Here is a 14,810-nt window from a genome sequence, read left to right as displayed (position 1 = left end):
TCATAAAAAAAGACCTTTACATTGATATGTAAAGGTCTTTTTATTCATTATGCTTGTTATTATTGCTCACAAAAAGGAACCGTGAAAAAACCTTCTACATAATTATCTACGCTTGAATTTGCTTTAATTTTTACCGTAAGTTCGTTATTTAAAAATTTTACAACCTCAACTGTCCCTAAAATATTTACTGGAGTATTTCCCTTTTTAGTAAGAGCTACAAAAACATCTGTATAAATTCCTAATTCGGGTTTAATTAAAGCCGACACATCAAATTCATAGTTTAGAACATCTGAATTACAATCTGCACTTATATTAGTAATATGTACATATATATTACCATCTCCAGCTGTAAATGACTGTCCACCTTTAGCACTAAAACTTGTTCCCGATATCTTTCCTGATAGTTTTGTATTTGCAATTCCAGATGAGTCATAATCACTATCAGAACAACCTGTCATTACTAATGTTAAACATACTAAAATAGCATAGCTAATTTTAAAAATCTTTTTCATGTATTTAATATTTAATTTGCTTTTACAAAGCGCGAATTTAATTTAAAAATAAAACCCCACAAACAAAATAATTGTCTGTGGGGTTTTTATAGTTTTTAGAGGAAAAATTATCCTACAATATTGATAATTTTCCCTGGAACGATAATCACTTTCTTTGGCTCTCGTCCTGCGAGTTGTGCCTGTGTTTTTTCGTGTGCCATTACCGTTTTTTCTATTTCGTCTTTGCTCATATCTAACGGTAATTCTAAGGTAAATCGCATTTTACCATTGAAAGAAACCGGATAGTTCTTAGAACTTTCAACTAAATGCTTCTCTTCAAATTTTGGAAAAGCTACTGTTGAAATAGACTCACTGTGTCCTAACTGACTCCATAATTCTTCTGCAATATGTGGTGCATAAGGAGAAATTAACACTAACAACGGCTCTAAAATAGCACGTTTGTTACATTTTAGTGCTGTTAACTCGTTTACTGCAATCATAAAGGTAGAAACTGACGTATTGAACGAGAAGTTCTCAATATCTTCTTCTACTTTCTTTATTGTTTTATGTAATGTTTTTAATTCTTCTTTAGTTGGTTCTTCGTCTGAAACGTTGATACCGTTTTCGTCAGCAAATAATTTCCATAATTTCTTAAGGAAAGAATACACTCCTGAAATACCTGAAGTTTTCCAAGGCTTGGTTTGCTCTAACGGACCTAAGAACATTTCGAATAAACGTAAACTATCCGCTCCGTATTCTTCACAAATTAAATCTGGATTCACCACATTGTATTTCGATTTCGACATTTTTTCGACTTCTCTACCTACAATATATTTACCATCTTCTAAAATGAATTCTGCATCTTTAAATTCTTCTCTCCAGTTTTTAAATCCTTCAATATCTAATTCATCAGAAGCATTTACAAAAGAAACATCTGTATGAATTGGAGAAAATTTTAATCCATCTACTGTAATTTCAGCATTATGATTATAAATGTCTTTTTCAACTGTTTTAAATATTTCTATGAAAGTCCTTAAAACACTCTGCTGGTTTTGATTAAGTTCAACATCATAAATAGGTGTTTCTGCTAATAGAAGTTCAAACAAACCTGTATAACCACCATTATGTATAAACTTCAACTTTTCATCATTTGGTATTTTTGGATTCTCTACCAAGAAACTATATAGTTCTTTAAATTTTTCAATAAAACCATAACTTACATAAATAGGATTAGTCAAAGTAGGAAGTCCGTTTATTTTTTGGGGATTATATCCTCCAACATAATCAACTCTATACACAAAAGCAGAAGTTCCTAAAATCATTCCTTGGTTGATGAGTTTTTTTGCAAACTCATCAACAGGTAACAATCCTCTATCAAATAAGAATTTTTGCCAAAAACGTGCATATAATAAGTGTCCTGTAGCGTGTTCAGAACCTCCGATATATAAATCTACTTCTTTCCAATAGTCAACCACTTCTTTACTTACAAATTCTCCTTCGTTATTCGAATCCATATAACGGTTAAAATACCAAGAACTTCCTGCCCACCCTGGCATGGTGTTTAGTTCAAGAGGGAAAACAGTTTCGTTGTTAATTTTGTTATTTTCAACAACAGTGTTTGTTGTTGTGTCCCATGCCCAAACATCTGCATTTCCTAATGGTGGTTTTCCATCTTCAGTAGGTAAGTATTTTTCAACTTCAGGTAATACAATTGGTAAATGCTTTGCATCAATCATTTGAGGCATTCCATCTTTATAGTATACTGGGAATGGTTCTCCCCAATAACGTTGACGACTAAATACAGCATCACGTAAACGATAGTTTATTTTCCCATAACCAATACCACGCTTTTCCAATTCGTAGATTACGGTTTTCATTCCTTTGTTATAGTTTAAACCGTCTAAGAAATCAGAGTTCGCTAATTTGATTCCGTCTTTAGCATCGTTTGCTTTTTCAGAAATATCAACATCAGCAAAAATATTTGGAATCTCTAACCCGAAGTATTTTGCAAAATCGTAATCACGTTGGTCACCACATGGTACCGCCATAACTGCTCCCGTACCGTAACTCGCTAATACGTAATCACCAATCCAAATTGGTACTTGTTTTCCTGTAAATGGATGCAACGCATACGCACCAGTAAACACTCCCGAGATAGTTTTTACATCAGCCATACGATCGCGTTCTGAACGTTTTGCTGTTGCCTCTATGTATTCCTCAACAGCCTTTCTTTGCTCATCAGAAGCGATTCGCTTCACTAAGTCATGCTCTGGAGCCAAGGTCATAAAAGACACTCCGAAAATGGTATCAGGACGTGTCGTAAACACATCTATTTTAGCATCATGTCCATCAACATCGAAAGAAACCATGGCACCTTGTGAGCGACCAATCCAGTTGGTTTGAGAATCTTTTAATGGTTGTGGCCAATCGATATTTTGTAATCCGTCTAACAAACGTTGTGCATACGCAGAAATTCGCATAGACCACTGGGTCATTTTCTTACGAACTACTGGATGTCCTCCACGTTCTGAAACTCCGTTTACAATTTCATCGTTTGCTAATACCGTTCCTAAAGCTGGACACCAGTTTACTTCGGTATCAGATAAGAATGTTAAACGGTATTGTAATAGTATTTCTTGTTGTTCTTTCTCAGAGAAGCTCTTCCATTCTTCGGCAGAAAACAGCCTAATATCTTCATCAGAAACTGCGTTTACGTTCGCGTTCCCTTCTGCTTCAAATTTAGCTACTAAGGTTGCAATATCTTCTGCTTTATCAGTATCTTTATTATACCAAGAGTTGAATAGTTGAATAAAAATCCACTGTGTCCATTTGTAATACTCAGGATTCGAAGTACGAACTTCGCGAGACCAATCGAATGAAAATCCAATATTGTCTAACTGACGACGATAGGTTTTGATATTCGTTTCAGTAGTAATTGCTGGATGCTGTCCTGTTTGAATTGCATATTGTTCAGCAGGTAATCCGAAAGAATCATATCCTTGTGGATGCAATACATTAAACCCTTTATGACGCTTGTAACGAGCATAAATATCGGATGCGATATACCCTAACGGATGCCCAACGTGTAATCCTGCTCCTGAAGGATAAGGAAACATGTCTAACACATAATATTTTGGTTTATCAGAATTATTTTCAGCTTTAAATGTACCTTGATCTGCCCAGTACTTTTGCCACTTTTTTTCTATCTCTTGGTGATTGTATTGCATTCTTTTAGTTTATTCCTGTCATTACGAGGAATGATAATAACAAAGTAATCTTTTCAATAAGATTGCTTCACTTTCATTTCGACTACGCTCAATGTAGCATTTCGCAATGACGTGATTTTGAAGCTGCAAATTTACAGTTATTGATTGGAAGTAGAAAGCATCCGTAAATTTTTATACTTCTGAAAAATATGATTTTAAAAATAAGAAGGTTACCACTCGTTTTTAACCAGATAAATATTCTATTTTTAGTTCAGATTACAACTAACAAGTTATTTACTAACCAACTATGAACAAAAACGCAACTGCTATCAATATTAAAGAAAAAGTATCAACTTTACTTAAAAGTAATACTCAACAAGCAGAAGTTGAGAACCTGATTAATGAAATACACACTTATTTTCGAGAGCTAACTCAATTAACTGGATTTGATAATAATATTGAACATCTTGCAGCTGTAACGACAGCAAAAGGAAAAGCGCTTGGACTTAATCATGCTGCTCAATGTTTATTAGATTATAAACGAACTGTAAAATTTTTAAAAGCCATGATAATGGCTATTAAAGAAAAGCAGCAACATCACCCTGATGAAACTATTCAGGTTTTTTATGCTGGTTGTGGGCCCTATGCTCCATTTGTTACTTTAATTACTCCACATTTTAGCCCTGAAGAAGTACAATTTTCGTTATTAGAAATTAATGATAAGTCTCTAGAATATGCGAAAAACCTTATTCAAAAATTAGAGCTTACCAATTATGTAACAAACTATTATACTGCTGATGCCGTTACTTTTAACATTCCGGAAGCAGAAAAGTATCATATACTGTTTAGTGAAACGTTAGATGCTTTGTTATATAGAGAATGCTATGTTCCTATTTTATTTAATCTACTACCTCAACTATCAGAAGGTGTAGCTGTAATTCCAGAAAATGTGTTGATAAAAATGAGCTTATCGGTTAATCCAATTGCTGATTCCAGACACATAACTGAAGAAATTGACACCATTATTGATGTTAGGAAAGCCATTGCATTAAATACAGTAGACACAATAGCTCCTGGTCAACTTCCAAATAAAAAAATAGCTATAAAATCATTAAATATTGAACAGTACAATTACTTAATACTTGACACATTGGTACATGTTTATGGTAATATTTGGCTAACAAGAAATGAGTCTTCTTTAACAATTCCACTTGAAATGGGGATTGAGCATCCTTTTCACTTTAATTCAATTGTTTACACTTACCAAATGGATTCAGATGTTCAGTTAAAATACTCTTTAGAAAAGTAAATACTGTTTAATAAAAAACCTCTCTTTTGAGAGGTTTTTTGTATTGTTAAAACTGATATCCAACAGAAATTTGAAAAGAACCGTTTTTAATATCCGGATTTTCTTGAATTGCTGTTAGTCCTAAATTATATCGTGTTTGTACAAATAAGCCTTGTTTAAATTGGTAACCTAAACCAAGGTTTGCGCTTAAATCATAGTTTTCTATATCTGGGTCTAAGCTTCCACCATCATTTGTTTTTACAACATCATCTACTAAAAAAGATATTTGAGGACCTACCTCAAGGGAAAAACCATCAACAATATAATATTTAGCCATGACTGGTAACGAAATATAATCTATTTTTAATTTATTAGCATCGTTTTCTGTACCCATTTGTGAGTACAAAACTTCAGGTTGAATAGAAAATGAATCTGATAATTTCAATTCCACTAATCCACCTGCATGAAGCCCTAATCTCGAATCAGTATTTAAGTTATCTCCATGGATTGTAGCAACATTCAATCCTGCTTTAACTCCAAATTTAACTTGTTGTGCTTTAACTCCTGAAAATGCGATTATACATAAAATCACAAGTACTGTTTTTTTCATCATAATAATTTTAATTTATATAGAAAAGCTTTGAAACAATCATCATGCCAACTTTCTTAATGTTTTGTTGAAGCTTTGGTTATCTTTCTTTGTAAACTTCAATATAATCCACCAAAAAACAGGCATATAGAATGCCTGTTTTTTATATATTTAATTGTAATTATCCCTTAATCGGTACAGTAACTACAACATTACTCCACCCTAAATACATGTTAAAAGCATCTCCTTCTCCTTCAAAAACAATAGAAAAAACCTCTATAGGTTTTGCTGTTTTAGAAACTTTTCCTGTTACGCGTACTACATCATCCGATTCGTTATAAGAAAAAGCACCCCAAACATTTATTGCTGTATTTAAAATAACTGTCCACTCTTTTTCTCCTGGAATAGTAAACAAGCTATATGTTCCTGCTTTTACCTCTTTTCCTCCAAAGATTACATCATTATAAAACGTAATTTCTGTAGCTTCGTTAGCCCCTGTTCTCCATACTTTTCCCACTGGAGCCAGTTTTGCTAATGACCTTTTCTTTAATTGTGGTCTCCCATAAATAACTTTCGCCTTTTTGTCTGAAACTCTATAGATCTCAGGATACGTTGAAGCATCCATAGGACTTTTATCTAATTTTGCGAATTTTTGAGCTGTTACTTCATTAGAAAATACAAGGACAACAGCAAACACGATAATTGATAAAATTGATTTCTTCATACTATTATTTTAGTGATTAATTTCTCTAATTTGTCATCAAAATTAAACATCCTTACACAAAAACTAAAACTTATACTGCAAAAAAGCTGTAAAATTCCTTCCTGGTTCGTTAATTCTTGTCATTGGCAAATCTGCTTGGTTTTTATACGAGAAGTTTAAATGGTTCGTATAATTTTCATCAAACATATTTAAACAAGCAAGCCCTAATGTTAATTTATTTAAGGGTTTAACTCCTAATTTCACATCAAAAATTTGGTATCCCTTCGTTACAGTTTCACCAAAAGAAGGTGCAATATTTTCTTGCTTCGATACAATATTATATTGTGCCTTTGCCCAGTATTTTTCTTTATCTACTCCTACAGAAATTTTTGATGTAAAAGGTGGATTTAATGGCAACGATTCATCAAAATCCTTGTTTTCTGTTTTTACATAAGCCACTTTTGTTTGTAAATAGTAGTCGTTCAACACCTCTAATTTTGCTGCAATTTCAAACCCTTTTTTGGTAGCATCTTCTATATTGGTAAACACTTTTGTAAATTCAGGTTTTTGATTAGGCATAAATTTTCGTGGAATTGTTGGATCTACCACCGCGGAAATATAGTCTTCAAAAATTGAATAAAACACAGATGTTTGATAGTGCAATCTTAAGCTTTTGTCCAATGCTATTTTTCCTTTTAACCCTAACTCAAACTGATTGTTTACTTCTGGTTTTAACAATGGATTTCCTAAATATTCATACGAATCTGACCCTATAGTAAAATGATTGATATAACGCTCAGCCATGTTTGCTGTACGTGCACCTCTACCAAATGCTGCTTCTAAAATTGCTTTTTTAGAAAATGCGTGTTTTAATGAAATATTACCACTTACATTCGTTTCATTTGTTTTTACCTCTGGATATATTGCAGCAAAATCAGCTTCTAAGTCTTTTGCTTTTGCGTTTACAATATCTACGCGAACTCCTGTAGTTAAAATAGTTTTAGCTGCTAAGTTGAATTTTGCTTCGGTAAATACCCCTACATCATTTATATAAGCATCTTGCCAAATCTTATCTACTTTAACCATTGGCATTGGTAGCATCGTACCATTCATCATTTTAATAGTACGTGTACGATTTCCTTCTCGTTTTATGTTATTGATATCACTTCCTACAAACAAATTAAAATCTTTATGCATATTAAACTCAAACTCTACTTTACCTCCGATAGTAGTTGACTCTACTGGTGACGAAGCAAAAACCATGTTGAAATTTGGTCGGTTTTCATTCGTCATTAAATGATCTACATAGCTGTAAAAACCTTTTGTTGTAATTGTTTTTAATGTGCTACCAATATTTATTACTTTGTAATCTAACGATACAATTGTACTGTTGTCATAATCGGTATCCATTGGTAAGGCAGCGTGCTTTATATCTCTACCAAACGATTGACGCCAGTGCGCTTGTAAACGTTGATTTTCTGTAAAATTATAACCTAACTTTATACCGTAATCGGTACTGGTAAAAGATGACGGGACTTCCGTATTGTTACCATCCTTATAATCTCCAAAGTTTCGATATCCTACATTCCCTACCACATCAAACTTGTTGGCTACGTGTTGTAATTGTAACATATTTACAAATGAATTTCCATTCGTCTCATAGCCTGATGAGAATTTTCCGTGGAATCCGTTATCTAACAACCTGTGGTTTTCGGTAACCATATTTACGATACCTCCAAAAGTTGCACCATATCTTACTGTAAAAGGGCCTTTGATAATTTCAATTTTTGAAATTTCTTCGGGAATGATATGTGTGGTAATTGGATCCATTCTGTTCGGACAAGCATTCACCGCTTTTGTACCTCCATCGTACATCACATTTAGCTGTTCGTAAGCAGCACCTCTAAATGTTGGATCCATGGCATAGTTTCCTCTTTTTATAACTGAAAATCCGTTAATTTCAGAAAATAAGTCTGCTACATTTTTAGGTTGAATTACCTTTTTTTGATAATCATTTTTTACTGTAGCGTGAACAGGGTTTGTTTTTATTTTTCCGTTAACGATTACTTCGTTTAATTGTATTGTTTGTTGTTTAACTGTGTCTTTTTTTTGTTGTGCAGACATAGTTATAGTGAAGATACTAAGAAGCATCCATCCTAAATTTTTCATTAAAATTGGGTTTAATTTTTTTACATAATTACATAATAGCACCTTCCAATTCAAAAACATTTGAATTGTTCATAGCGCAAAAAAACTGTATGAAAAAATTAAACTATTGGTGGATGAAACACTTCTTTGTTAAGTAAGTAGTGGTAATTTTTCTTAAATGAAAATAATGCTTTCCTTTCAGTAAATTTCTTTTCTTCTAATTCTATAGCTAAGATATTTACAAACCCTATTGGATATTCTTCCATAGAAATTCGTAATGATTTATAATCATCATCTTGTTGCTGTTCAAGCTCCATCATCAACTGACATTTACCATTACAGTTTAACTCTGGTTTATCTTTATTAATACACAAAACTTTTGATATATAATCATAATTTATTGCGTACTCAACAAAAGGAGCTATAGGTCGTAACATGGCAACCATGTACAAAAACACTAACGTATATATGCCTATTTGTTGTTTCAAAAACATTATTATTTTCGGTTGCAAATTTACTGCTTCTACCACAAACTACTTAAAAAAAACAGCTCTTTCTTCACTTTAAAAATCCTTTCGTTGTGCTTTTCTATAAATAAAGAATATTGGAATTACTACCCATAGTACTAATACAAATAATGACGTTATTAACCCCAAAGATGTGCCGAAGAAACTTTTAAAAACCGCTCCCGTATATCCTAATAATGCTGAGATATCTAATTTTAATAATATGAGAATTCTTGATAGATCTATTGGGTTGAATGCTGTTGCTATAAGTGATGCATTATCTAACGGATATTCTTGAAACATTACTAGAGATATGAGAAATACACCATCGTAAATAACCGCCATTAGTAACCATACTAATATAGCGTACCCAAAACCTTTGATTTTGTTTTCGTGCGTTAAAGCGATATTGTACGCCAGTGCTACAAATATGAATGTTAAAAAGCTTCCTACGGTTAGCAGTATTAAAAAATTAGAGGTAGAACCTTGCAACACACCATATAATAAAAACGGAATTCCTAAACCTAAAATTAAACTCAAGCTTAACGAAATTGCGACCCCTAAATATTGTCCTATAAAAATGTGAGACCTTTTTATAGGCTGCGACAAGAGTAATTCAATAAACTCTCTTGAATTATAGTAATACATTACTCCGAATATGGTTCCTATTAGCGGTGTTAATACAGTAATAATATTCATTAATGAAATTACCGCTTTTGAAGTATCGTTGTTTAAAAATAGTAATGCAAAACTTAGTAATAAATAAAAGCTGAAGTACACATAACTCCATCTACTTCTCACCAAATCGAAAAAACAGTAAGTTATAATTTTAATCATGATTTATTAATAGTAGGTTAGCTATGGCTTGTTCTAAATCTTGTTTATTGGTCTTGCTATATAGCTGCTCTTTTGTGCCTTTAAAGTAAATTTCTCCATCTAATAAAAACACTATTTCATCTGCTACTTCTTCAACAAAACTCATTATGTGTGAGGTTATTAATATTGTTTTCCCTCTTTGTTTTTCTTCTTCTATTAATTTTTTTAATGTAATGAGTGATATAGGATCTAAACCTGTGGTAGGTTCATCTAAAATAATAAGATCATTATCAAACATAAACGTTAGCACAATATTTACTTTTTGTTTGGTTCCTCCTGATAGGTTTCCTAATTTTTTATCTAAAAATGGAGCTAAACCAAATCTTTCTATTAATTCTTGTTCGTTAGTTGGCTTTGGACGTAGGTTCTTAATCAATTTTATTAATTCGCTAACAGTATTATTATTGGGAAAATTTGCTATCTGAGGCAAGTAACTTATCTCCTTTTTATATTCAAACTGTTGCAAAACAGACTTTCCTTTTATTTTTATATCTCCTTTGTCTAATAAAACCATTCCTAAGATACTTTTTATTAAGGTGGTTTTACCAGATCCATTTGGTCCTAATATCGCAAAAATACCTTGAGTATTTATTGTTAAATCTAGCTGATCTAATACCTGAACCTTACCAAACTTTTTACATATGTTGCTAATTTCTATCATAATACTTTCTGCATTAATGGTGCCTCATCTACCAAGTTTTTAGGTGTGAAAACTGGAGTTACTTTTTCGGAAAAATTTATAATGTCTACAAATAAGCTTCTTAACAAAATTATTGCTTCTGGAGTTTTATTTACGATATATGAAAATAGTTTTACAGGGCGATATGGCACATCTCCTATCCCGTTTTTATCTAAATCGTAACCTGTATATGAGCTCCAATAATTTCCTTTAAAGCTATTATCATTTAACTTGCTATTGTAGGAAACATCGAATGAATTGTTTAAAAAATTATTACTTTTAAATATGTTTTTATAACATGCTCCTGCCACTTTTAACGCCCATCCATTATTGCTAAATGTATTGTTAACATAATTTATTCGTGTAGCTCCTTCGAGGTTAATAGCAATGGTGTTTTCTGAAAATTCGTTATGAATAATTTCAGCATCATAAATCTCTTTTAATAGCAATCCATATGATGCGGTTCCCCAGTTTTTCAGAAACTTATTACGGGTCATTTTTATATATTTTGAAAACATTACTGCTACTCCTGCTCCATTATTATTAAAGGTATTCTGTAAATACTCATTGTTATTTGAAAACATAAAGTGCAAGCCATATCGTAAATTATGATGACTATGGTTATTCTTAACAACGCTATTTTTTACAAATTCAAAATAAATTCCGTCTCGTAAACTGTGTAACTCATTTTCTTCTATTTCTGCGTTAGAACAATGCCAAAGGTGAATTCCATTTCCTGTTCCTGCCTCAGTTGTTGCCTTACTTGAAATATAATTATTTCGTATTCTTATATTTTTACTTTTTTCAATCAACAAGCCAAAAAACACATTTGTAAGGGTTACATTTTCTATGACTATGTGATTGCTTCTTGATATATATATAGCAGCAAAATCTTTAGTATAACTTTTTCCTACATTTTTTGCTGAGATATTTTTTATAGTTACTGAATCGGCTAAAACCTTAAACACATACCCTTTAGCTTCAGCATCGATTACTACATTCTTTTTTCCTATAATAGTTATCGGTTTTGTAATTATTATATCATGCTCTTTATACACACCTTCTTTTACTATTATAGTATCGTGCTTTTGCGCTGTATCAATCATTTTCTGAATTGTTCGCTGACAAAATCCGTTACTGGTTATTGCTAGTAAAAAAAATGATATTAGTAATCTCATAATAGTTGGATTATACTTAAAACAGCTCTAACTGGTTTAATTATTTTATATAATCGTTGATTTCATCCCAGTTAAATTGCTCTCCAGGCACATTGATGGCTTCTTTATTTGCAAAGGCAGATAGGTTAGCTCCCATAGGACTTTTTATTTCTTTACTCACTAAAAAGGTAGCTTCTTTTGCTCTTATAAGTGTTGCAGGATTCGAATAATCAGTTACTAAAAACAACTCAATTTTACTTACATCTCTTTTGTCTAAATCTTGTAACATACATTCAATAGCATCGTACTTATAAGCTCTTCCTTTTTTAGTAACAATTTCAGACGCATGTGTTTTTTCAACTATGGTCATTTGACAAGAGTGACACATATCTGTACCATACTGAATTTCTTTGGGTGCTATTTTACATGAAAGTAACAACACCATCATACATCCATAAAAAAACATTAGAGTTGCTTTCATTTACTTATAATTTACTTTTTGATTCTTTTTACCTACAAGATATGCTATAAAGGTTAAAAACATCCCTACGAACATACCAAATGCTCCCAATCGTGGATATGAATGCGCTCTAAAATTTAAGATATCTTTACTACCAAATAATGGAGGCTGAAATCCCATAATACTTCCATCAGGATTGGTAAATTTCATAATTGCTTTCGGGTCTAAATTATGTCCGTAATTATGCTCCCATAAATAAAAATCGTACATCCCTGCTATTCCTAATAGAGTCATTAAAACAAACCATCTTAAATACCATTTGTAATTAGCTTTAAACCCTATTAAAACACCTAAAATCCCCATTACAATTATAACAGGAGGAAAAATTTTAAATTCAGGAATAGTTTCTGGTATATATTTCATCCCCACGTAATGGTTCATTAAGTTGATGTTTTTTATATCGTGCGGGTGCATATCTTCAAACTTACCTATGTATATATCCATTCCTAGTGGGGTAGGATATTGAGGAGCTTCTAGAGTTATGTTCCACAACGGAAATATAAAAAGCAACAACAGCAATAAAGAACCGAAAATCATTAATATTCTATGCTTCGTCATAATTTCATTATTTTTTAAGATTGTAGGTTTTTTGAAGTAAAAAAAGCTGTTTGAAAGGTTATGTGACAAGTTTATTCAAACAGCTTTTCAATCTAAAAAACTAACCCTTTATTTTATTCTACTCACCATCTAAAGACCAGCTTAATTTTATAGGAGAATCTTTAGGAGATACTCTAACATACCCTTGCATTTCTTGATGTAAAGCTGAACAGAAATCGGTACAATAGAATGGCCAAACTCCTACTTGTTTTGGCTCCCAAACAAATGTTTCGGTTTGCCCTGGCATTATTAGTAATTCTGAAGTGTTTGCCCCAATCATACTTATACCATGAGGCACATCATAATCTTGCTCTAAATTGGTAACATGAAAATACACCTTATCTCCTTCTTTTACTCCTTCAATATTATCAGGGGCAAAGTGGCTACGAATCATGGTCATGTATACATGTACCTCATTCCCTTTACGCTCAACTCTTGCATCCATTTCATTAGTTACAGCATAAGGATGCTTGTTTTCTTCAAGCTTAAATATTTTTCTAGAACGTGGTTTTATTAAATCTGCCGGACATCCTGCTGCGTAATGAGGCTCTCCTACAGTAGGGAAATCTAATAATAGCTCCATTTTTTCTCCAGAAATATCGTACAGTTGTGCTGATTGTGTTACTTCTGGTCCTGTTGGTAAATATCTATCTTTAGTAATTTTATTCATTGCCAATAAGTACTTACCAAATGGTTTACGTGAATTACCTCCAGGAATCATTAAGTGACCTACTGAATAATACGTTGGTTTTCTATCTACTACTTCCCAAGTTCCTAACTTCCACTTAACTACTTCAGAAGAAATAAAGAATGTCGTATAGGCATTCCCTTCATTATCAAACTCGGTATGTAATGGACCTAAACCTGCTTGTTTAACACTACCTGCGTTTACCGCTTCAAAATCGATAATTGGAATACCGTAAGCTTCTCCAGAAAACTTCTTTTCTTCAATTGCTTTTACCATCTTAGAGAATGAGTGTACTGTAACATCAGCAGATAATTTACCACTACCTACAATATACTCTCCACTTGGGTCAACATCACATCCATGAGGTGATTTTGGTGTTGGTAAAAAGTAAATAGCACCCGGTACTTCTGCTGGATTAACAACTAACACCTCTTTCTTCATTGTAGAAGTAGCTTGATGTGTGTGCTCATCGTACACATTATGTGCATAATTTGCAGGCATTTTTTTACCTCCTCCATTTTTTACATACTCAGCAATCATTTGCCAGTTTACAGCCGCAATAAAATCTTTATCATTTTGTGATGCGTTAACTTCTAATAAAGTGTTTGCTTCTTCTGAATTATATGTTGTAAAGAAGAACCATCCATGAGAATTTCCACGTCCTGGGTGAGCCTTATCATAATCAAAACCTGGCATTAAAATTTGGAAATCAATTTCCATTCCACCATCTTCAGGATCTACTTTTAAAAATGATAATGCTCCTTTAAAGTTTCCTTTGTACTCTTTAATAGAGATATCTCTTTGAGGAACTGGAACCCCAAAACGAGTACCTGCAACAACATACTCTGTGTTTTCAGTTACATAGGAAGAACTGTGGTTACCCGCACTATTCGGAATTTCTATAATCTCTGTAGTTTCAAAAGTTGTTAAATCAATCTTTGCAATACGAGGAGTGTTATTACCATTGATATAAACATAACGACCATCTAATTCTCCAGCAGTTTGAGATATATCTGGGTGGTGAGCATCATCCCAAGGAATAAACCCGTGTGATGTATTTAACATTGGTTTTGTTTCTTCATTAAAGCCCCAAGCTTTTTCAGCATCTACCGAAAAAACAGGTATTACTTTAAATAACCTACCTGATGGTAATCCGTAAACTGCCAATTGACCGCTAAATCCCCCAGAAACAAAAGCATAAAACTCGTCGTGCTCTCCTGGAGCTACATATACTTTTTCGGCAACATTGCTTCCTAATACACCTCCTTTTTTCTGTTCTTTACCTCCGTTATTACCACAACCTATAAAGAATAGAGAAGTGGCAACTAACATTAAGGTACTTTTTATGATGTTTTTCATTAC

Annotated in this window: 13 protein-coding genes; 1 reads left to right on the top strand and 12 read right to left on the bottom strand. The window is 32.6% G+C overall.

All coding sequences use genetic code 11. From position 1 onward, the window contains the following. Positions 1-59: 59 nt before the first annotated feature. The gene (locus DFQ07_RS06265) at positions 60-512 is read right to left on the bottom strand and encodes a hypothetical protein (RefSeq protein WP_133535406.1); all 453 of its coding nucleotides are present in this window, start codon (positions 510-512) and stop codon (positions 60-62) included. A 107-nt stretch (positions 513-619) separates the two neighbouring features. Continuing rightward, positions 620-3,718 (bottom strand): leucine--tRNA ligase, encoded by a 3,099-nt coding sequence (locus DFQ07_RS06260; protein WP_133535405.1) that lies wholly within the window; start codon positions 3,716-3,718, stop codon positions 620-622. Between the two features lie 286 nt (positions 3,719-4,004). Between DFQ07_RS06260 and DFQ07_RS06255 the strand changes: the two genes are divergently transcribed. After that, the gene (locus DFQ07_RS06255) at positions 4,005-5,006 is read left to right on the top strand and encodes an SAM-dependent methyltransferase (protein WP_133535404.1); all 1,002 of its coding nucleotides are present in this window, start codon (positions 4,005-4,007) and stop codon (positions 5,004-5,006) included. Positions 5,007-5,052: 46 nt separating this feature from the next. Here DFQ07_RS06255 and DFQ07_RS06250 read toward each other — a convergent pair whose 3' ends face one another. From DFQ07_RS06250 to nosZ, 10 genes are all read right to left on the bottom strand, one after another. Further along, positions 5,053-5,595 carry a porin family protein gene (locus DFQ07_RS06250; protein WP_133535403.1) on the bottom strand — a complete coding sequence of 181 codons (543 nt, stop codon included), beginning with the start codon at positions 5,593-5,595 and terminating at the stop codon, positions 5,053-5,055. Between the two features lie 160 nt (positions 5,596-5,755). Beyond that, positions 5,756-6,298: a DUF2911 domain-containing protein gene (locus DFQ07_RS06245; protein ID WP_133535402.1), complete on the bottom strand. Its 543-nt coding sequence runs from the start codon at positions 6,296-6,298 to the stop codon at positions 5,756-5,758. A gap of 63 nt (positions 6,299-6,361) precedes the next feature. After that, complete coding sequence (locus DFQ07_RS06240; protein ID WP_243743944.1) at positions 6,362-8,446, bottom strand: TonB-dependent receptor domain-containing protein; 2,085 nt, start codon at positions 8,444-8,446, stop codon at positions 6,362-6,364. A gap of 98 nt (positions 8,447-8,544) precedes the next feature. Continuing rightward, positions 8,545-8,913, bottom strand: coding sequence for a hypothetical protein (locus DFQ07_RS06235; protein ID WP_133535401.1), 369 nt, complete (start codon positions 8,911-8,913; stop codon positions 8,545-8,547). Positions 8,914-8,988: 75 nt separating this feature from the next. Beyond that, on the bottom strand, positions 8,989-9,768 hold the full coding sequence (locus DFQ07_RS06230) for an ABC transporter permease subunit (protein WP_133535400.1): 780 nt from the start codon (positions 9,766-9,768) through the stop codon (positions 8,989-8,991). Next, complete coding sequence (locus tag DFQ07_RS06225) at positions 9,761-10,468, bottom strand: ABC transporter ATP-binding protein (protein WP_133535399.1); 708 nt, start codon at positions 10,466-10,468, stop codon at positions 9,761-9,763. The genes DFQ07_RS06230 and DFQ07_RS06225 overlap by 8 nt, the downstream gene beginning before the upstream one ends. Continuing rightward, the gene (locus DFQ07_RS06220; protein WP_133535398.1) at positions 10,465-11,664 is read right to left on the bottom strand and encodes a nitrous oxide reductase family maturation protein NosD; all 1,200 of its coding nucleotides are present in this window, start codon (positions 11,662-11,664) and stop codon (positions 10,465-10,467) included. Before DFQ07_RS06220 ends, DFQ07_RS06225 begins: the two co-directional genes overlap by 4 nt. 40 nt (positions 11,665-11,704) lie before the next feature. Beyond that, positions 11,705-12,124: a nitrous oxide reductase accessory protein NosL gene (locus DFQ07_RS06215; RefSeq protein WP_243743943.1), complete on the bottom strand. Its 420-nt coding sequence runs from the start codon at positions 12,122-12,124 to the stop codon at positions 11,705-11,707. Continuing rightward, positions 12,125-12,721, bottom strand: a complete 597-nt coding sequence (locus tag DFQ07_RS06210) for a hypothetical protein (RefSeq protein WP_133535397.1) — start codon at positions 12,719-12,721, stop codon at positions 12,125-12,127. It abuts the gene before it with no gap. A 118-nt stretch (positions 12,722-12,839) separates the two neighbouring features. Then, the gene (gene nosZ / locus DFQ07_RS06205) at positions 12,840-14,807 is read right to left on the bottom strand and encodes a Sec-dependent nitrous-oxide reductase (RefSeq protein ID WP_208107677.1); all 1,968 of its coding nucleotides are present in this window, start codon (positions 14,805-14,807) and stop codon (positions 12,840-12,842) included. Positions 14,808-14,810: the final 3 nt, after the last annotated feature.

The sequence above is a fragment of the Tenacibaculum caenipelagi genome (genome assembly GCF_004363005.1).
Lineage (GTDB): Bacteria > Bacteroidota > Bacteroidia > Flavobacteriales > Flavobacteriaceae > Polaribacter > Polaribacter caenipelagi.
Note: the sequence above shows the minus strand (reverse complement) of the source record. Positions and strands in the feature narration are given on the sequence as shown.

Bases quoted from the DNA above. Each gene is read 5' to 3' on its own strand.
- DFQ07_RS06265 (WP_133535406.1), bottom strand. From the start codon at position 512: ATGAAAAAGATTTTTAAAATTAGCTATGCTATTTTAGTATGTTTAACA.
- DFQ07_RS06260 (WP_133535405.1), bottom strand. From the start codon at position 3,718: ATGCAATACAATCACCAAGAGATAGAAAAAAAGTGGCAAAAGTACTGG.
- DFQ07_RS06255 (WP_133535404.1), top strand. From the start codon at position 4,005: ATGAACAAAAACGCAACTGCTATCAATATTAAAGAAAAAGTATCAACT.
- DFQ07_RS06250 (WP_133535403.1), bottom strand. From the start codon at position 5,595: ATGAAAAAAACAGTACTTGTGATTTTATGTATAATCGCATTTTCAGGA.
- DFQ07_RS06245 (WP_133535402.1), bottom strand. From the start codon at position 6,298: ATGAAGAAATCAATTTTATCAATTATCGTGTTTGCTGTTGTCCTTGTA.
- DFQ07_RS06240 (WP_243743944.1), bottom strand. From the start codon at position 8,446: ATGAAAAATTTAGGATGGATGCTTCTTAGTATCTTCACTATAACTATG.
- DFQ07_RS06230 (WP_133535400.1), bottom strand. From the start codon at position 9,768: ATGATTAAAATTATAACTTACTGTTTTTTCGATTTGGTGAGAAGTAGA.
- DFQ07_RS06225 (WP_133535399.1), bottom strand. From the start codon at position 10,468: ATGATAGAAATTAGCAACATATGTAAAAAGTTTGGTAAGGTTCAGGTA.
- DFQ07_RS06220 (WP_133535398.1), bottom strand. From the start codon at position 11,664: ATGAGATTACTAATATCATTTTTTTTACTAGCAATAACCAGTAACGGA.
- DFQ07_RS06215 (WP_243743943.1), bottom strand. From the start codon at position 12,124: ATGAAAGCAACTCTAATGTTTTTTTATGGATGTATGATGGTGTTGTTA.
- DFQ07_RS06210 (WP_133535397.1), bottom strand. From the start codon at position 12,721: ATGACGAAGCATAGAATATTAATGATTTTCGGTTCTTTATTGCTGTTG.
- nosZ (WP_208107677.1), bottom strand. From the start codon at position 14,807: ATGAAAAACATCATAAAAAGTACCTTAATGTTAGTTGCCACTTCTCTA.